The 18257-nt window shown below is 67.3% G+C and carries 16 protein-coding genes and 1 tRNA gene; 12 read left to right on the forward strand and 5 right to left on the reverse strand.

The window, feature by feature from the left end:
* The first annotated feature begins 179 nt into the window (after positions 1-179).
* The 7 genes from Acor_RS39615 (at position 180) to Acor_RS45825 (ending at position 5741) form a co-directional block, all read left to right on the forward strand.
* Positions 180-1016 (forward strand): nucleoside triphosphate pyrophosphohydrolase, encoded by an 837-nt coding sequence (locus Acor_RS39615; RefSeq protein WP_308805723.1) that lies wholly within the window; start codon positions 180-182, stop codon positions 1014-1016.
* Between the two features lie 51 nt (positions 1017-1067).
* Positions 1068-2345 carry a phosphopyruvate hydratase gene (eno, locus tag Acor_RS39620; RefSeq protein ID WP_155341917.1) on the forward strand — a complete coding sequence of 426 codons (1278 nt, stop codon included), beginning with the start codon at positions 1068-1070 and terminating at the stop codon, positions 2343-2345.
* A gap of 65 nt (positions 2346-2410) precedes the next feature.
* On the forward strand, positions 2411-2815 hold the full coding sequence (locus Acor_RS39625; RefSeq protein ID WP_155341918.1) for an FtsB family cell division protein: 405 nt from the start codon (positions 2411-2413) through the stop codon (positions 2813-2815).
* Positions 2816-2835: 20 nt separating this feature from the next.
* The gene (locus Acor_RS39630; RefSeq protein ID WP_155341919.1) at positions 2836-3336 is read left to right on the forward strand and encodes a DUF501 domain-containing protein; all 501 of its coding nucleotides are present in this window, start codon (positions 2836-2838) and stop codon (positions 3334-3336) included.
* A complete protein-coding gene (locus tag Acor_RS39635) occupies positions 3336-4295 on the forward strand; it encodes a Ppx/GppA phosphatase family protein (RefSeq protein WP_155341928.1) in 960 nt (319 codons plus the stop codon). Before Acor_RS39630 ends, Acor_RS39635 begins: the two co-directional genes overlap by 1 nt.
* A gap of 67 nt (positions 4296-4362) precedes the next feature.
* Entirely contained in the window at positions 4363-4692 is a 330-nt protein-coding gene (locus tag Acor_RS39640) for a PadR family transcriptional regulator (protein ID WP_155341920.1), read from the forward strand.
* Positions 4689-5741, forward strand: a complete 1053-nt coding sequence (locus Acor_RS45825) for an HAAS signaling domain-containing protein (RefSeq protein WP_155341921.1) — start codon at positions 4689-4691, stop codon at positions 5739-5741. The genes Acor_RS39640 and Acor_RS45825 overlap by 4 nt, the downstream gene beginning before the upstream one ends.
* Here Acor_RS45825 and Acor_RS39650 read toward each other — a convergent pair.
* Entirely contained in the window at positions 5722-6921 is a 1200-nt protein-coding gene (locus Acor_RS39650) for a cytochrome P450 family protein (RefSeq protein WP_246239789.1), read from the reverse strand. The two genes, Acor_RS45825 and Acor_RS39650, sit on opposite strands and share 20 nt — an antisense overlap.
* Positions 6922-6985: 64 nt before the next feature.
* Between Acor_RS39650 and Acor_RS39655 the strand changes: the two genes are divergently transcribed.
* From Acor_RS39655 to Acor_RS39665, 3 genes are all read left to right on the forward strand, one after another.
* Positions 6986-7762 carry a uracil-DNA glycosylase gene (locus Acor_RS39655; protein WP_155341923.1) on the forward strand — a complete coding sequence of 259 codons (777 nt, stop codon included), beginning with the start codon at positions 6986-6988 and terminating at the stop codon, positions 7760-7762.
* Between the two features lie 186 nt (positions 7763-7948).
* A complete protein-coding gene (locus Acor_RS39660; RefSeq protein WP_155341924.1) occupies positions 7949-9277 on the forward strand; it encodes an NAD(P)/FAD-dependent oxidoreductase in 1329 nt (442 codons plus the stop codon).
* A 638-nt stretch (positions 9278-9915) separates the two neighbouring features.
* A tRNA-Leu gene (locus tag Acor_RS39665) sits at positions 9916-9988 on the forward strand.
* A gap of 313 nt (positions 9989-10301) precedes the next feature.
* Here the strand turns inward: Acor_RS39665 and Acor_RS43845 are convergent.
* The 4 genes from Acor_RS43845 to Acor_RS39685 all read right to left on the reverse strand — a co-directional run bounded on the left by Acor_RS43845 (position 10302) and on the right by Acor_RS39685 (position 13325).
* Positions 10302-10631: a hypothetical protein gene (locus Acor_RS43845; protein WP_218034789.1), complete on the reverse strand. Its 330-nt coding sequence runs from the start codon at positions 10629-10631 to the stop codon at positions 10302-10304.
* Between the two features lie 355 nt (positions 10632-10986).
* Entirely contained in the window at positions 10987-11823 is an 837-nt protein-coding gene (locus Acor_RS39675; RefSeq protein WP_155341926.1) for a DUF4097 family beta strand repeat-containing protein, read from the reverse strand.
* An 11-nt stretch (positions 11824-11834) separates the two neighbouring features.
* Positions 11835-12596: an ABC transporter permease gene (locus tag Acor_RS39680; RefSeq protein WP_155341927.1), complete on the reverse strand. Its 762-nt coding sequence runs from the start codon at positions 12594-12596 to the stop codon at positions 11835-11837.
* A gap of 9 nt (positions 12597-12605) precedes the next feature.
* Positions 12606-13325, reverse strand: coding sequence for an ABC transporter ATP-binding protein (locus Acor_RS39685; protein WP_218034790.1), 720 nt, complete (start codon positions 13323-13325; stop codon positions 12606-12608).
* Between the two features lie 351 nt (positions 13326-13676).
* On the opposite strand from Acor_RS39685, the gene Acor_RS39690 reads away from it, so the two are divergent.
* Both Acor_RS39690 and Acor_RS39695 read left to right on the forward strand, forming a co-directional pair.
* Positions 13677-17162, forward strand: a complete 3486-nt coding sequence (locus tag Acor_RS39690; RefSeq protein WP_246239791.1) for a phosphatidylinositol-specific phospholipase C domain-containing protein — start codon at positions 13677-13679, stop codon at positions 17160-17162.
* A gap of 684 nt (positions 17163-17846) precedes the next feature.
* Positions 17847-18257 (forward strand): protein kinase family protein (locus Acor_RS39695; protein ID WP_479688465.1); only part of this gene is annotated, 411 nt, incomplete at its 3' end.

Raw genomic sequence — 18257 nt, forward strand, 5'->3', positions numbered from 1 at the left:
TCCAAAGGGCGGGCGGGTGGGAGAACCACCTAAGTCGTGGTTGGTTCGGTCGTAGGGTTGAAGGTATGGCGCTGATCATTGTCACTACCTCTCCTCGGGTCGCACCTGGGCTGCTCAGTGAGCGGGCGTGGGAGGTGTTGCGGGCGGGGCGTGTTCTCACTGGGTCCGCGGAGCATCCGGTGTTGCCCTATTTGGAGGGCGTAGAGGTCGAGGTGCGGTCGGATCCGAGTGGGGTCGCGGTTGAGAGTTGTGCGGAGACCTTGGTGTGGCTGGCCGCGCAGGATGGGGACGAAGGGTTTCTGCGGGCGGTGGGGCATGCGGCGCTGGCGCTCCCGGAGCCGCCGGAGATCGAGCTCGTGCCAGGTTCGTACGACCTGCCAGGGGCGCGCCTGCTGGACATGGTCACCGTGATGGACCGGTTGCGCCGGGAATGCCCCTGGGACAGCAAGCAGACGCACGAGTCGCTGGTGCCGTACCTGCTGGAGGAAGCCTACGAAGTCCTGGAGACCATCGAAGCAGGGGACTACGCGGCGCTTCGCGAAGAGCTGGGTGATCTGCTGTTTCAGGTTGTCTTTCATGCCCGCGTCGCGCAGGAACGCGCGGACGGGTTCGACATCGACGACGTCGCCGGCGGGATCGTGGACAAGCTGGTCCGCCGGCATCCGCACGTGTTCGCGGACCTGGCCGTCGCCGACGCCGACGAGGTCAACGCCAACTGGGAAGCGATCAAGAAAGCGGAGCGGGCCGCGAAGGGCGAGTCGTCGCCGCTGGACGGGGTGCCGATGGGGCAGCCGGCGCTGTCGCTGGCCGCGCAACTGCTACGCCGCAGCGGAGCGCGACAGGACTTCGAGCCGACCGGCTCCGATCTGGGCAAACGCCTGTTCGCGCTGGTCCGCGAGGCCCAGGCGGCGGGCCTCGACCCGGAGGCGGAACTGCGCGCCGTGGCCCGGGCGTACCGAACTCATGTCGAAACAGATGTCTCAGCAGATGGACCAGATGCCCCTACCGAGGAGTAGCCCTCGGTAGGCTCTTGGAGCAAACTGTCCTTCGATTTCAAGGAGTGCTTCGTGGCTGCCATCGAGGCCGTACACGCACGCGAGATCCTCGATTCACGCGGTAACCCCACCGTCGAGGTCGAAGTCCTGCTGGAAGACGGCAGCACCGGCCGGGCGGCCGTGCCGAGCGGCGCGTCCACCGGCAAGTTCGAAGCGGTCGAGCTCCGCGATGGCGGCTCCCGCTACAACGGTAAGGGCGTCGAGCGCGCCGTCCTCGCCGTCACCGACGAGATCCAGGATGTCATCCTGGACATCGACGCAGAAGAGCAGCGGGTCATCGACCAGACGATGATCGACCTGGACGGCACCGACAATAAGTCCAAGCTCGGCGCCAACGCCATTCTGGGCGTCTCGCTGGCCGTCGCCAAGGCCGCGGCCGCCAGCGCCGACCTGCAGCTGTTCCGCTACCTCGGCGGCCCGAACGCGCACCTGCTGCCGGTCCCGATGATGAACATCCTGAACGGCGGCGCGCACGCCGACTCCAACGTGGACATCCAGGAGTTCATGATCGCGCCGATCGGCGCCGAGACGTTCTCCGAGGCCGTCCGGATCGGCGCCGAGACCTACCACGCGCTCAAGTCCGTGCTCAAGGAGAAGGGCTACGCGACCGGCCTCGGCGACGAGGGCGGCTTCGCCCCCAGCCTGCCCAGCAACCGCGACGCGCTGGACCTGATCCTGGTCGCCATCGAGAAGGCCGGCTACCGCCCCGGCGTCGACATCGGGCTCGCCCTGGACGTGGCCGCCTCCGAGTTCCACCAGGACGGCGTCTACACCATCGACGGCAAGCCCCTCAGCTCCGCCGAGCTGATCTCCTACTACGAGGACCTGGTCGACAACTACCCGCTGGTCTCGATCGAGGACCCGCTGGACGAGTCGGACTGGGACGGCTGGAACGCGATGACCGTCTCGCTCGGCTCGCGGGTGCAGTTGGTCGGCGACGACCTGTTCGTCACCAACCCCGAGCGGCTGGCCCGCGGCATCAAGGAGGGCACCGCCAACGCCCTGCTGGTCAAGGTCAACCAGATCGGCACCCTGACCGAGACGCTGGACGCGGTCGAGCTGGCCCACCGCAACGGCTACCGCTGCATGATGAGCCACCGCTCCGGCGAGACCGAGGACGTGACGATCGCCGACCTCGCGGTCGCGGTCAACTGCGGCCAGATCAAGACCGGCGCCCCCGCCCGCTCGGACCGGGTCGCCAAGTACAACCAGCTGCTCCGGATCGAGGAACTCCTCGGCGACGCCGCCCGTTACGCGGGTCGCGCGGCGTTCCCGCGCTTCCGCGGCTAGGTTTTGCGGTACGGCTTGCGCCATGTTGATGGCGCGAGCCGTACCGAACCGGCTTTGGGAGTCTGATGGCGAAGCGTCCGCAGCTGACCGGAAGGGCGGCGATCCTTGCGGTCGTCGTGTGCGCGATCGCGATGAGCTTGGCCTATCCGGTGCGTGAGTTCATCGCGCAGCGGCGGCAGATCGCCCAGCTGGAGCAGCAGCAGGCCAAAGCGCTCGGGGACCTCAGGCAGCTGGAAGAGCAGCGCAAACGCCTTGAGGACCCGGACTACGTGAAGCGCCAGGCCAAGGAGAAGCTGCACTTCTGCGAGCCCGGCGCCAAGTGTTACGGCGTGCTGAACGACGCGGGGAAGACCCAGGCCAAGGCCGGCAAACAGGCCGAAGGCAAGGCGCCCTGGTATCTGGCGCTCTGGGAGTCGGTCGAGGCGGCCGACAAGGGCGAAGGCAAGAAGATCACGGCAACGGGGGACTGATCGGCCCCGAGGAGGGAACGATGGTTGATTCCGGCGATCTGGCCGCGGTCCAGGAGCAGCTGGGGCGTCCGCCCCGGGGGGTCCGCGCGGTGGCGCACCGGTGCCCGTGCGGGCTGCCGGACGTGGTGGAGACCTCGCCGCGGCTGCCCGACGGTTCGCCGTTCCCGACGCTGTTCTACCTGACCTGCCCGAAGGCGGCGTCGGCGATCGGCACGCTGGAGGCGTCCGGGCTGATGCGGGAGATGACGGCCCGGCTGGCGGATCCCGAGCTGGCGGCCGAGTATCGGGCGGCGCACGAGGATTATGTGGCCCGCCGGGACAAGGCGGCGGCTGAGGACGGGCTGGAGCCGCTGCCGCGGACCATGCAGACGGCCGGCGGCATGCCGGACCGGGTCAAATGCCTGCACGCGCTGGTAGGTCACGAGCTGGCGGTGCCGGGGGTCAACCCGTTCGGCCGTGAGGCGCTGGATCTGCTCCCCGACTGGTGGTCGGACGGGCCCTGCTGCGCGGGAGGTTCGTGATGGGCCGGGTCGCCGCCATCGACTGTGGGACGAACTCGGTTCGCCTGCTGATCGCGGACATCGAGGGCGGGAACCAGACCGATCTGGAACGGCGGATGGAGATCGTCCGGCTGGGCCAGGGGGTCGATCGGACCGGTGTGCTCGCGCCGGACGCGCTTGAGCGGACCTTCACCGCGATGCGCGGATACCAGAAGCTGATCCGGCGGCACGCGGCCGCGCATCTGGGGCTCGGCGTGCCGGCTCCGGGGGCGGCGCTGGAGTGCGCCGATCTGATGCCGGTGCGGGTGGTCGCCACATCGGCGACCAGGGACGCCGCCAACCGGGCCGATTTCGTCGCCGGGGTTCGGGAGATCTTCGGCGTCGAGCCGGAGGTCATCACCGGCCACGAGGAGGCCGAACTCTCCTTCACCGGCGCGACCCGATCGATCACCGGCGTCGAATCGCCGTACCTGGTGGTGGACATCGGCGGCGGTTCCACCGAATTCGTCGTCGGCAACGCGTCCGTGGAGGCGGCACGCTCGGTGGACATCGGGTGTGTACGGCTCACCGAACGCCACACCGGGCCGGACGGCCTGGACGTGGCCGGAGTGATCCGCGATGTCGAAGCGGCGCTGTCGCAGGTGGAGCAGGTCGTTCCGATCAGGACGGCCAAGACCTTGATCGGGCTGGCCGGTTCGGTCACCACGGTCGCCGGAATAGCGCTCGACCTGCCCGCGTACGACCCCGAGCGGATCCACCATTCCCGCATTCCCGCCGCGAAGGTGCACGAGATCGCCGCTCTGCTACCCCGGATGACCTCCGAGGCGCGGGCCGCGATTCCGGTCATGCATCCGGGCCGGGTGGACGTCATCAGCGCCGGCGCCACCATCCTCGATCAGATCGTGCGCCACTTCGGCTTCGCGGACGTGGTCGTCAGCGAGCACGACATCCTCGACGGGATCGCCTGGTCCATCGCGTGACCGCGCGGGATGACGGCTTTGATCCACGGCTTGCCGGTAGTGCGCATTGCACAGTACTGTGCGGTGCGTGGATAGTAGTCAGCTCCTCAAGGGCGTACTCGATGTCGCCGTGCTCGCCGTGCTCAACGAGCGCGACAGCTACGGCTACGACGTGGTCCGGCGGTTGCGCGAGGCGGGCCTGGAAGACGTCGGGGACGCCTCCGTCTACGGCACGCTGCGCCGCCTCTTCAAGGCGGGCGCGCTCACGTCATATGTGGTGGCTTCGGACGAGGGGCCGCACCGGAAGTACTACGGGCTCAACAGTGTGGGACGGGCGCAGCTGACCGGTTCCGCCACCATGTGGACGGCTTTCGCGTCGACCATGAACGATCTGCTCAAGGAGGTGCACGCGTCATGAATCCCACCGAATACGCGCAGGCCGTGCGGGACGCGCTCGCCGACCTTCCGGCGGCGGATCTGGAGGAACTCGTCGAGGATCTCGACGACCACTTGGCGGAGGTGGCCGCCGAGTCGGACGTGCCGCTGGAGGAGCGGCTCGGGTCGCCGGAGACGTACGCCGCGGAGCTGCGGGCCGCATACGGGGGCCGGCCCGAGGAGACCCTGGTGACCAGGCTCGGCGTGCGGGCCCGGCTCGGATCCTGGACGGCCGGGACGGCTTCGCGGGCGCACACCCGGATGTCGCGCTTCCCGCCCTACCGGCAGGCGGCCGGGTTCATCCCGGATTTACGCCCGGCTTGGTGGGTTCTGCGGGGATACGCGCTCGCGCTGCTGCTGGTTTCGATCTCCACCATGACCACGCAGTTCGTGCCGGAGAGCATCGGCGCGTGGCTGTTCACGCTGGCGGGCATCTGGGCGTCGGTGTGGATCGGGCGGCGGGCCGGGCGGACCGGGTGGCGGCGCCTGCTGCTGGTCTCGGTCGACGTGCTGGCCGGAGTCCTGGTCGTGGCAGGCATGGTGGCCGTCGCCGAATGGAACGGTCAGGAGGACAACCGGGTGCACTACGCCGGGGAGTTCCCGATCGCGCGGATGGCCGATGTGGGCGGGGAGGTGTACAACATCTTCCCGTACGCGAAAGACGGCACGCCGCTGCGGGACGTGCGCCTGTACGACCAGGACGGCCGACCGATCACCCTGAATCCGGAAGTGATGGGATGGGTGATCGATCAGAATTGCCGGGACGAGCCGCCGCTCGGCAACGAGTACCCGCTGCCGCTGAAGCGCGATCCGGCCATCCGCGTGTGGCGGCTGGAGAACGGCGAGATCGCGATACCGACCCCGGAACTGGTCGCCTGCGCGACGCCGAACCCTGCGCCGACCCCTGCGCCGACTTCCGCGCCGACGGAGACGGGGACCGCCACCCTCACGCCGACGGAGACGGGGACCCTCACCCCCACGCCGACCGCCACCGGGAAGCCGACCCCGACGACTAGCCCTTCGGGCGATTGAGGCGGACCGGCAGGGAGAAGAGCCCTCGCATGATCGCGCTCGGCCACCAGCTGAGCTCCGCCGGATCGGTGGCCAGCGCGAGATCCGGGTAACGCCGCAGCAGGCTGCCGATCGCGACCTCGCCCTCGATCTTGGCCAGCGCCGCGCCGATGCAGTAGTGCGGCCCGCGCCCGAACGCCAGATGCGGTTCGCCGACCCGCCCCGGCGTGAACGCGTCCGGGTCGGGGAAGGCGGCCGGGTCGCGGTTGGCGGCCAGCAGTGAGACCAGGATCGGCTCGCCAGGGAGCAGTTCCTGGCCGCCGATGACCACGGGTTCGGTGGGGAAACGCCAGGTCGCGTTCCGTACCGGGCCGTCGTAGCGGAGCATCTCGTCGATGACGTCGGGCAGCAGGTCAGGCTCGGCCCGGACCGCCGCCAGCTGCTCCGGGTGGCGGAGCAGCGCCAGCATGCCGTTGCCGATCAGCGCCACCGTCGTCTCGTGCCCGGCGATCAGCAGCAGGAAGGCGGTCGAGGTCAGCTCGTCGGGGGTGATGTCGGGCCGCCGTACCAGCTCGGTCAGCAGGTCGTCGCCCGGATGGGTGCGCTTGCGCGCGACCAGGTCGGCCAGGAACGCCTCCAGCGCGTCGGTGGCCGCGCTGATCGCCTCGACCTCCGCGGCGGCGGCCGAGTCGATCACCGACGCGTGGTGGTGGAAGGCGGCCCGATCCGCCTCCGGCACCCCGAGCAGATCACAGATGATCGCGATCGGCAGGGGGTACGCCAGGTCGCCGACCAGATCCACCTCGTCCTTGCCCGCCATCGCCGCCAGCAGCGCGTCGGTCACCTGCTGGGTGCGCTCCCGCAGGCCCGCGATCCGCCGCGGCGTGAACGCGGCGCTCACCAGCCGGCGCAGCCGGGGATGGTCCGGCTGGTCGGCGTTGATCATGTGCCGGGCCAGCGACGGCCGGTGATCCAGCGGCAGCCCCAGGCTGGCGGCCCGCCACTCGGGCGAGCCCAGCGCGGGATCCTTGGCCAGGGCCGGATGGGTCAGCGCGGTGACCGCGTCCTCGTACCTGGTGATCAGCCAGGCCTCGCAGCCCGGCAGCGGCACCCGGGTCACCGGCGCGTTGCGCCGCAGCCAGTCATAGGCGGGGTACGGATCGGCGTCGAACGCGGGTCCGAACATCGGGGGGATAGCCACGCGGCCATTCCTACCCAACTCATGCCTGACTGGATCACGTGATCCGGTCTGGGACGCTGGGGTCATGAGTTGCGTACCTCCGGGGACCGGGTGGCCTGATGATCCCGCTTCGGCCGATACGCCGGTCGCGCATGATCCCAGGGAGGTGGCCGGGCTGGCGGGCGGGAGCCGTACCCTGGCGGAGTTGGTGGCCAGGGAGTCGGTCTGCCGGGCCTGTCCGCGGCTGGTGGCCTGGCGGGAGGAGGTCGCGGAGGTCAAGCGGAAGGCGTTCGCGGGGGAGACCTACTGGGGGCGGCCGATCGCGGGGTGGGGCGAGGAGGATCCCCAGGTGCTGATCGTGGGGCTGGCTCCGGCGGCGCACGGCGGGAACAGGACCGGGCGGGTCTTCACCGGGGATCGGAGTGGGGACTGGCTGTTCCGGGCGTTGTATCGGGTCGGGCTGGCCGTACAGGAGACGAGCACGCACGCCGGGGACGGGCAGCGACTGCTCGGGGCCCGGGTGGTGGCGGCGGTGCGGTGCGCGCCGCCCGCGAACAAGCCGACGCCCGAGGAGCGGGACACCTGCGCGCCGTGGCTGGTCCGGGAGCTCCAGCTCACCCGGCCGAAGGCGATCGTCGTGCTCGGCGGCTTCGCCTGGCAGGCACTCTGGCCGGCACTGCGGTCGGCCGGGTACCCGCTGCCCCGGGCCAGGCCCGCGTTCGGGCACGGCGTCGAGGTCCCGGTCGGCGACGCGGTGCTGCTCGGCTGCTACCACCCGAGCCAGCAGAACACCTTCACCGGCCGGGTCACCGCCGAAATGCTGGAAACGATCTTCAAGAGAGCCCTCGAACTGAGCTCGTGAACCGTTTCACAAGTGTGAAGTCCGTCACCTGACGAAACATCCGCACATCTTCGTCCAAGAAATCCCAGGTCAACATCCCATCGGCGGAAATGTCGCTTATGTTGCTGTGAGGGCCGGATTGGTGTGGCCCGGCGAGATGACGTAGTCTTGTGAATGCTTTCACAAGCAACCTGAAGGGCACCTGTGGTGAACCTCAAAGCGAAGCACATCGTCATCGTCGGTGGCGGATATGTCGGGATGTACACCGCCCTGCGCCTCCAGCACACGCTCCGCCGCGAACTCCGGACGGGCAGGGTCAGAGTCACCGTCATCAATCCGCAGTCGTACATGACGTATCAGCCGTTCCTGCCGGAGGCCGCGGCCGGCAACATCTCCCCGCGCCACGTCGTCGTCCCGCTCCGGCGGGTCCTCTCCAAGGTCCGCATCCTCAACGGCCGCGTCTCCAAGGTGCACCACGACCACAAGACCGTCACCTTTGAACCGCTCGTCGGCGAGCCCACCGAGATCCAGTACGACATCCTGGTCATGGCCGCCGGGTCGATCTCCCGCACGCTCCCGATCCCCGGCCTGGCCGACGCCGCCATCGGCTTCAAGACCATCGCCGAGGCCATCACCCTGCGCAACCGCGTGCTCGGCCTGCTCGACCGCGCCGAATCCAGCAACGACCCTGACGTACGGCGGCGCGCCCTCACCTTCGTGGTGGTCGGCGGCGGCTACGCCGGCATCGAGGCGCTCGCCGAGCTGGAGGACATGACCGACGACGCGATCAGGTACTACCCGTCGATCAAGCGCGCGGACATGCGCTGGGTGCTGATCGAGGCCAGTGACCGCATCCTGCCCGAAGTCGGCCCCGAAATGGGCGAATGGACCGCGCAGGAACTCCGCGGCCGCGGCATCGAGCTCAAAATGAAGACCATGCTCCAGTCCTGCGAAGGCGGCCTGGTCAAGACCTCCGACGGCGACGAGTTCGAATCCGCCACCATCGTCTGGACCGCCGGCGTCAAGCCCTCCCGCATCGTCAACTCCGGCGACCTCCCACTGGACGAGCGCGGCCGCATCATGACCACCACCCGCCTCACCGTCTCCGGCGTCAAGGACGCCTTCGCCGCCGGCGACGTGGCCGGCGTCCCCGACGTCACCAAGGCCGGCGAATACTGCGCCCCCAACGCGCAGCACGCCGTCCGCCAGGCCAAGGTCCTGGCCGACAACATCACCGCCCACCTGTACGGCCGCCCACTGCGCGTCTACCGCCACCGCTACGCGGGCTCGGTCGCCGGCCTCGGCCTCTACCAGGGCGTGGCCAACGTGTACGGGGTAAAGCTTCGCGGATTCCCTGCGTGGTTCATGCACCGCACGTACCATCTGTCCAGGGTGCCGACGACGAATCGCAAGGTCCGCGTCCTGGTCGACTGGACGCTGTCGCTGTTCTTCAAGCGGGAGACCATCTCCCTCGGCTCGATCGAGAACCCGCGCCAGGAGTTCAAGGCCGCAGCCGCCACCGACCAGAAGCGCTGACCCGGCACCCGCAGGGCACGACCGACGGAACCCCCTCCTCGGGCGTCGTGCGCCGTTTCGCATGCACGCGCGAGAGGGGGCAACGATGGTTCCACACGCGACGCTTCCCCACGCGACGCTTCCCGACGCGACGATTTTCCGTGTCCCGGTCGTCTTCGCGGCGGCCTCCTACGCAACGGTTCTCCGCGCTACATCCGCGACCATCGTCGTCCACCCGCACCTCCACACAACCCCCACCCCCCGCCATCCCGGAACTCCAAAGCAGCCCAACCGGATCCCACCCGATTGGGCTGCTTCGCCGTGCGCTAGTTTTCGATACGTTTTGACCGTGCATGGCCCCGACCGACCTGAGAACGTCACGTGAACCCGCTCATCACCCCGCCGCCGCCCCCTCACCCGGCGCCCGCTGTCACTCCCGCACGCGCAGACGACATTCGTCCCACTTCGTGGCGGTTACTCACAGTTCGCGCCGCCACCTCCGAGCCCCCCGCCTCAACCACCCACCCAACCCTCCCGACGGCCGCGAATTCCCCGACCGGGCAACGGATTCGCATGTCCCAGATGCTGTCGAGAAGGGCTAGTTGCGGCGTAAAGTCTCACCAGTTACAGATGTGCGCTCCGTGACGTATGATCGCCGCGCCCCCGTAGCCCAATGGCAGAGGCAAGCCCCTTAAAAGGGCTGTTGTGCGGGTTCGACTCCCGCCGGGGGCACCTCGTTCTGCCCACGCGAAGAGCCTGCGACCTGGCGTTTCCCGGTCACAGGCTCTTAACGATTCATCCGGCCGTGGACAGCGTTCTACAGGACGGCGACCGAATGCCCCGCCCACTCGGCCACCTGCGTTGCCGGGACTCCCGCGTTGAGCCACGTCGAGACGGCGGCGTGTCGAAGGCCACCGGTTTGGTCGGGCAGATAGCTCAATGGGGGGTGGGCCTGTCCGGCCTGTAGCCGGGCAGGTCCACCTTGGAAGGCTTGAGACCCTTTACGGGGTGGCGCATGCCAGGTAGGGCTGCGACTCCGCGGTGGCTAGCACCTGGCCTTGCCCGCGTCGAGTCCGGCGTTGTAGCCATGGAGGTAGATCGCGTCCTCAAGCGCGGGGTCCAGCTTGCGCAAGCCAGGCTTGCACGAGGCTTGCCCTGCCGCGAATCCGTCGTCGAAGCCGCTCGCGCACGTCTTCCTGGCTTTGCCCTTGAAGTTCTGCTTGCATGTGGGCGGTGCCATCTTCGAGGTCGTCGTGAGGTGACTGTTGCCGGGGCTTGCGGAGGTCGGAGCGGCTGAGGCTGGTGCGATGTCGACCGTCCCGAACGCTAGGGCGGCGATCAGCGGGCTGGCGAAGAGTAGCCGTTTTCCGTGCATCTTCGTCTCCTTCCGGCGCCGTCTCGGCCAAGGTGATCCAGCCGAGGAGGTAGCGCCTGGGAATGGCTCGAGAGAGCCGATCTCATGAAGGCAAGGCGAGCTGTTAAGGTCTCTGATTTCTCCTTCCTAGCCTCTCGTTCCCTCCCATCGTGCGAGTCCATTTCTGTGCTCGTCTAGACGCTTGACCTCGATCTGATCCCGATTTTCACTGTTGGTCGCGAATCTTCGGCTACATGACTAAACACAAGGTGGCCATGCCCGTTTAGCCGGGGCAGACATGCAGAGAGCCTGCGACCTGGAGTTTCCTGGTCGCAGGCTCTTAGCGATCTGTCCGGGTGCCGCTGTCGCGTTGGGGTCAGTGTGCTGCGCGTTGGATGACGATGTCGCCGTGCCGGGTGCCGGCGCGGACCGTGAGCTTGTCGGCGGACGTGTCAGGGTTTTCTGAGGCCGGAATGGAGTTGCGTATGCTTCCGCGCTTGCTGTGGGCGTCCACCTGGGCAGTGGTGCCCTCGCTGATGCCAACTTCGATGTTGCCTGAGCTGTTCGACAGGTCTGCCTGGCCACAGGTCAACCTGCCGATCCGGATGGCGCCGTTGGCTGTCTTGGCGGTGATGTTGCCGTCGGCGTGGTCGATGTCGAAGCCGCCGTTGGCGCTGTTGAGGTCGAGGTCGGATGAGGCGTGACCGATCCAGGTCTGGCCGCCGGAGGTTGAGAGCTTGACGGTGCCTTCGACCTCGCTGATTCGTACGGCGGCCACGCTGCCTTCGATGTGGGCGCACCCGGTGATGTGGCTGATCGTGACCTCGCCGGCCGCGATGTCCGCCCGCAGTGCGCTGATGCGATCCAGCTGGACCCGGCCCTTCGCCAGGTGCAGTTCGCACTCCCCGAATGAGCCGTCAGCGTGAACGTCCGAGTGGGCCAGGTGGGCGAACAGGCTGGAGCCGGTGGGCAGGTCGATCGTGATGGCGATGGAACCGTTCTTGTCGCCGGAGTCGGTCGTTTTGATCGAGAGGTGGCCGTCGGCGAAGTCGACCTTGGCCTGGTCGGCCACTTTGACGTCCGAAGGGTTCGTCGCGTTGATGGGTGCGATCAGTACCACGGTGTCGGTTCGGTCGCTCGCGGTGATCCGTACCTGGGCGCCGGCGACTTGCACGGTGGCGGTGATGGCCTCTGGGGTGGTGAATGCGGGCATGGTGCTTCTCCCTAGGCAATCTTGCGGCGGTAGGAGGACATGGCGAATACGTAGGAGAGAACGAGGAGGCCGAGGCACCAGGCGAGGGCGATCCAGATGTCGTTGCCGACCGGTCGTTGGGCGAATTGGTTCTGGATCGTGTTGACGATCGAAGTGACCGGCTGGTTTTCGGCGAAGAAGCGCACCGGGCCCGGCATGGTGTCCGTGGGGACGAAAGCCGAGCTGATGAAGGGCAGGAAGATGAGTGGGAAGGAGAATCCGGCGGCGCCGTCCACGGATTTCGCCGACAGGCCGGCGATGATGGCGAGCCAGGTGAGTGCCAGGGTGAAGAGCGCCAGGATGCCGGCGACAGCGAGCCAGGCCAGTGGGCCGGCCGAGGTGCGGAATCCCATGAGGAGGCCCACCAGCACGATGATCACGACTGAGAGCCCGTTGGCGAACAGCGAGGTCAGCACATGCGCCCACAGCACGGATGATCGTGCGATCGGCATGGAGTGGAACCGCTCGAAAATGCCGCTCTTCATGTCGGTGAACAACCGGACGGCGGTGTACGCGATGCCAGACGCGATCGCGATCAGCATGATTCCAGGCAGTAGATAATTGACGTAGTTCTCGGTGCCTGTCTTGATCGCGCCGCCGAACACGTAGACGAACAGCAGCATGATGGCGATCGGCGTGATCGCGGTCGTGATAATCGTGTCCACGCTGCGGGTGATATGACGCATCGAGCGGCCCAGCAGAACGGCCGTGTCTCCGAAGAAGTGCTTGTTCATGACTGGTCCTTACCTTCCTACGAGGGCGAGGAAGATGTCCTCAAGGGCGGGCTGCTTTTCGACGTACTCGACTTTCGCCGGGGGGAGAAGTTGCTTCAGTTCGGCGAGAGTGCCGTTCGCGATGATGCGCCCCTGGTGAAGAATGGCGATCCGATCCGCGAGTTGCTCAGCTTCGTCGAGATACTGCGTGGTGAGCAGAACGGTGGTCCCCTGGTCGGCGAGTTCCTTAATGACCTGCCACACTTCGATGCGCGCTTCGGGGTCGAGGCCCGTGGTCGGCTCATCGAGGAAGATCACCTTGGGCTGGCCGATCAGGCTCATGGCGATGTCGAGGCGACGGCGCATGCCTCCGGAATACGTGGACACCTTTCGCGATCCCGCATCGGTGAGGCTGAAGCGGGCAAGAAGATCGTCCGCCACCTGGCCGGGGTTCTTCAGATGCCGCAACTTGGCGACCATCACCAGGTTCTCCCGGCCGGAGAGGATCTCATCGACCGCTGCGAACTGGCCGGTCAGACTGATGGATTCCCGAACTCGGAGCGGGTCCTTCGTGACGTCTATTCCGTTGACGGTGGCTGTGCCGGCGTCTGGTCTCAGCAGCGTGGACAGGATTCTCACGATCGTGGTCTTTCCTGCTCCGTTCGAGCCGAGCAGGGCGAAGATGCTGCCCGGTGCCACCTCGAAGTTCACGCCGCGCAGTACGTGCAGTTCCTTGTAGGACTTCTCCATGTTCTGCACGCGGATGGCGGGTTCGCGGTTCCTCAGCCCTGATGTTGCCTTCGCTGTACTTGTCATGCCCCTACCATCGGCGGCTGGGCTGACACGCGCCTGATACGCGCCTGACGCGCCCCGGGCACGACCACTGACACGGCGTTCCACCTGGTCACGCCTCGACTAGGGGGTGGGCTAGGGAGTCACGGATTCGATGGTCGGCAGGTCGGTGCCAGGCTCGTCGCCGTCAGATACGTACGGCGCGGTCCGTCGGATGGGCGATAGTCCGGCCCTGGTTTGCGTTGGCATGAGGCCGTTAAAGGGGCTCATCTTCGGCGGACGCGTCTCTCGATCGGAAGGAAGAGGCCGTTGCGCGCCAGAAAGAGACTTTCGTTATTCCTCGCCCTGCTCATGGCCACGAGCGTGGCCGTGGTGGTCGGGCAGGCCAGCCCGGCCGGTGCGGAGCCCGGTTACTTCGGCAGCCTGGTGGAGAACGGGCATCCGGACTGGATGGCCCAGGTGCCCGACTACGCGAGCCTGGCGGAGTTATCCGTACCAGGAACGCATGACACCCTCGCCGTGTACGGCGGCGGCCTGGTCGAGACTCAGGAAAAGCATGAGCAGGACGGTCAGCCGGGCGGCAAGTCGCTCGCGTTCCAGCTCGGCGCCGGCATCCGCGCCATCGACATCCGGGTCAGAATCGTGCCCGACGAATCCAACAATGCCAAGTTCGCCATTCATCATGGGCCGTACTACCTGCACGCCAATTTCGACGACGTGATACGCGAGATGCGTACCTTCCTGACGGCACATCCGAGCGAGACGATCCTGCTCAACGTGAAGGCCGAGTGCGCCGGCGGCATCACCTCGTGTACCGACGACGACCCGCTCGATCTCGGAGCCATTGTCCCGCCCAATCCCTGGGTGCCGCCCAATCCCCAGGCCCCGTTCACCGATGCGAGAAAGCAGGAGCGGCGCAGGGAGGTCCTGGACCAATACCTGTCGGCCAACGAAAACCTGTTCTGGCAGCCCGCTGCCTTCGACGATGCGGACGTGCCGGTTCTGGGCGATGTCCGCGGCAAGGTGGTCGTGGTGAACTTCGCCGGTGTGGGCGGCGGCAACTACTCCGGCAAGGGCCTCTCCCAGCTCAACTACGAGAGCTGGCCCGCCGAGGACGGCCAGCCCAACTGCTACGTGCAGAACGACTACGGCGTGGACACCCTCTTACAGATCCCGATGAAGCGGGACCTGGTGAAGTGGCAACTGGAGCGGACCAACCAGACCGCCGACTGCCTGGATGAGAATCAGCCCAACGACGACAAGATGTACTACAACTGGACCAGCGGTGCGAGCGCGGGGGCGTGGCCGATCACCGTCGCGGCGGGCTATACCGGGATGCTCGGTGTCAACGAGTTCGTCCTGCAGTGCTTCACCGGGCAGCACAACCGGTGTAACACTTCGGCGATCAAGCGGACCGGGGTCATGATGATGGACTTCCCGGGCGGGGCCATCGTCGACGAGATCATCAAGCGGAATCCGCGCGGCATCCTGTACGCCACCAACCGAGGTGTGGGCAATCCGCAGGAGCAGCACCCGGGCGGTGACGACGGCGGCTCACGCCCGGGGGTGCCGTCCGACCACTCCGCCTGCCGGCCGGACGGAATGGCCCCGACCGCCGGGACCGCCGCGCAGTACTGCCGGGTCTACCAGGGCGATGGCCGTGAGTGGCTGGGCGAGGGCCGTACCCGGCGAGTCGTCGGCTACTTCAGCGGCTGGCGGACGGGGGGCAACGGGCCGCACTATCTGGTGCCGAACATCCCGTGGTCGAAGGTGACGCACCTCAACTACGCGTTCGCCAACGTGCAGAACAATCAGATCTCGGTGGGCGCGAACGAGCCGTCCAACCCGGCGATCGGGATGGATTGGCCCGGGGTGGCGGGTGCGGAGATGGATCCGGAGTTCTCCTTCAAGGGGCATTTCAACCTGCTGGCCAAGTACAAGAAGCTGCATCCGCGGGTGAAGACGCTGATCTCGGTGGGCGGCTGGGCCGAGACCGGTGGGTTCTACACGATGACCACCAATGCCGACGGCTCGGTCAACCAGGCAGGTATCAACACTTTCGCCGACTCGGCGGTGGACTTCCTGCGTACCTACCGCTTCGATGGCGTGGACATCGACTTCGAGTATCCGACCTCGCTGGCGGATGCGGGCAATCCCAACGACTGGGGCATCGCCGCTCCGCGCCGGGCCGGGCTGCCGAACGCGTACACCGCGCTGATGAAGACGTTGCGCGAGAAGCTCGACCAGGCCGGTGCCGACGAGGAAAGGTACTACCTGCTGACCTCGGCGGCTTCGGCGTCGGGGTATGTGGTGCGCGGGATGGAGAACCTGAAGGCGCTGCGCTACCAGGACTTCACCAACCTGATGTCGTACGACTTCCACGGCACCTGGAACAACGTGGTCGGCCCCAACGCGCCGCTGTACGACGACGGCAACGACCCCGAGCAGGCCGATCTCTACAACACCCCCGAATACCAGCAGATCGGCTATTTCAACACCGACTGGGCGTTCAACTACCTGCGCGGGGCGATGCAGGCGGGCCGGATCAACATCGGCGTGCCGTACTACACCCGGGGCTGGACCAACGTGACCGGCGGGAACCACGGCATGTGGGGCGCCTCTGTCTCGTCGGAGCCGTGCGAGCCCGGTACGGGTATCTCCCGGCCGTGCGGCGAGGGCGCCACGGGAATCGACAACATCTGGCACGACGTGGACGGACCGGGTAACGAACTGGGCGCCGGGTTCAACCCGATGTGGCACGCCAAGAACCTGGAGCACAACATCCTGCCCGCGTACGCCGAGAACGTCGGCCTCAACCCGGTCACCGACCCCGCGGACCGGCTGACCGGCACCTACACCCGCTACTGGGACGAAGCCACCAGGACCTCATGGCTGTGGAACCCGACCAAAAAGACGTTCCTGTCCACTGAGGACGACCAGGGCCTGGACGCCATCACCAACTACGTCAAGGCCAAGGGCGCGGGCGGCGTGATGATGTGGGAGCTGGCCGGCGACTACGAATGCCCGCCGAATATCACCGCGAACGCGCCCTGCGGCATGGGCTACACCATGACCAACCGGCTGCACGGCAACCTGGCCGACGCCGGCGGCTATGGCGACTCGCGCAGTGCGGGCAGCTCGGTGACCCCGCCCAGCTCGACGCTGAACGTCAAGGTCGACCTGGTCAACTACCCCGGTGACGCCGCGAACCTGTGGCCGATCCAGCCGGTCGTACGGATCACCAACCAGATGACGTCCCACCTCGGCGGCCCCGCCGACACCGAGATCAGCTTCGACCTGCCCACCTCCACCCCGGCGCTGATCAAGGACGGCGACTGGCAGACCTACGCTCAGGGCGGCCGGTGGCGGGTCCAGGCCGGCCACACCGGCCCCAACGCCAGCGTCGGGCTGAACAGCCCATTCCACCGGATCACCCTCAAACTGGACTACTGCCAGCTCATCCCGCCTGGCCAGTCGCTGGACGTCCCGATCATCTACTACCTGCCGGCCACCGGCCCGGCGAACACCGTGATCAAGAGCGGCGGCGTCCCCTACTCCCTGGCGAGCGAGAACGCCCGGGGCACCTCATCCGGCGGGAGTCCGGCCGCCGGCTGCATCGCACCGGCTTGGAACGCCAACACGATCTACAACCCCGAGACCCAGACCATCCAGCAGACCACCGTCACGTACAACGGCAAGATCTGGAAGGCCAAGTGGTGGACCCAGGGCAACACCCCGGGCACCGGCACCGACCCCAACAACGAGCCATGGAAGCTGGTGGGCCCCGCGAGCTGACCACTCGGCCCACCACGAACTAACAACCACAACCGGCCGACCCCGGGGGGCACGATCGTGCCCCCGGGGTCCGACGGTCTGGAAAAGCGAGTCCACGACCAGCGCTTGCGTACGGCGCCGCCGGGCGGCGGTGACAATCTCCGAACGGGGTTGATCAGAGACGGCCGGATCGCGCTACCGTGCGTCCATGGAGGACGATGCCACCCCGCACCTGGTAGCGAACCGATGGGCCGACGCAGCCGGCGAGGCCGGCCAATTGGCCCGCCAAGAGACCTGCAAGTGTTTCGATCAGTACGAGGTCCGCCGACCGCACGTGGTGCACTTCCACCGTTTCCTCCGCTGCAGCCGGGCAAAGCGTCGACCCAGGACCTCGACATTCGTGACCTCGACCCCGCCGTCTGGGGCACCGACGTGATCCAGGCATGCAGTGTCTGCGACCGGCCGATCGCCGAATCCGGGCTCCACCAAGTGTGGATCTCCTCAAGAGTCGGCACCGACACTCTGCCTCTCTTGGTCAACGCCTGTTCGCGAGCTTGCGTCGATGCTCTTCCCGCTCCTGCAAAGGGCAACGTGCCGACGCCGCACACCGGTGGGCCCGGCATTGTCCAACCCCGCGCCGATTACGCGTAGTGGGTCAGGCGCCTTGCACCACTCGTATGAGAAACACGATTCGGCGTGGAAAGAATGGATGACCTTCTCCCCGATGACCCACGCCAGATCGGCCCGTATCGGCTGTTGAGCCGGTTGGGTCAGGGTGGCATGGGCGAAGTGTTTTTGGCACGTTCCCCGGGCGGGCGCACCGTGGTGGTGAAACGCATCTTCCGACACCATGCCACCAAGGCCGAATACCGTGCCCGGTTCGCCCGGGAGATCGATGCCGCCCGACGGGTGGGTGGATTTCACACCGCTCAGGTGGTCGCCGCCGATCCCGACGCCGAACCGCCGTGGATGGCCACCGCCTACGTTCCCAATCCATCGTTACAGGCCCTGGTCGCCGCGAATGGCCCGTTGCCCGCGGACGCGTTGTGCATGCTGGGCGCCGGGCTGGCCGAAGGTCTGGCCGCGCCCGCCATCGCGCTGCGCATCACGACCGAA

The organism is Acrocarpospora corrugata (assembly GCF_009687845.1).
Lineage (GTDB): Bacteria > Actinomycetota > Actinomycetes > Streptosporangiales > Streptosporangiaceae > Acrocarpospora > Acrocarpospora corrugata.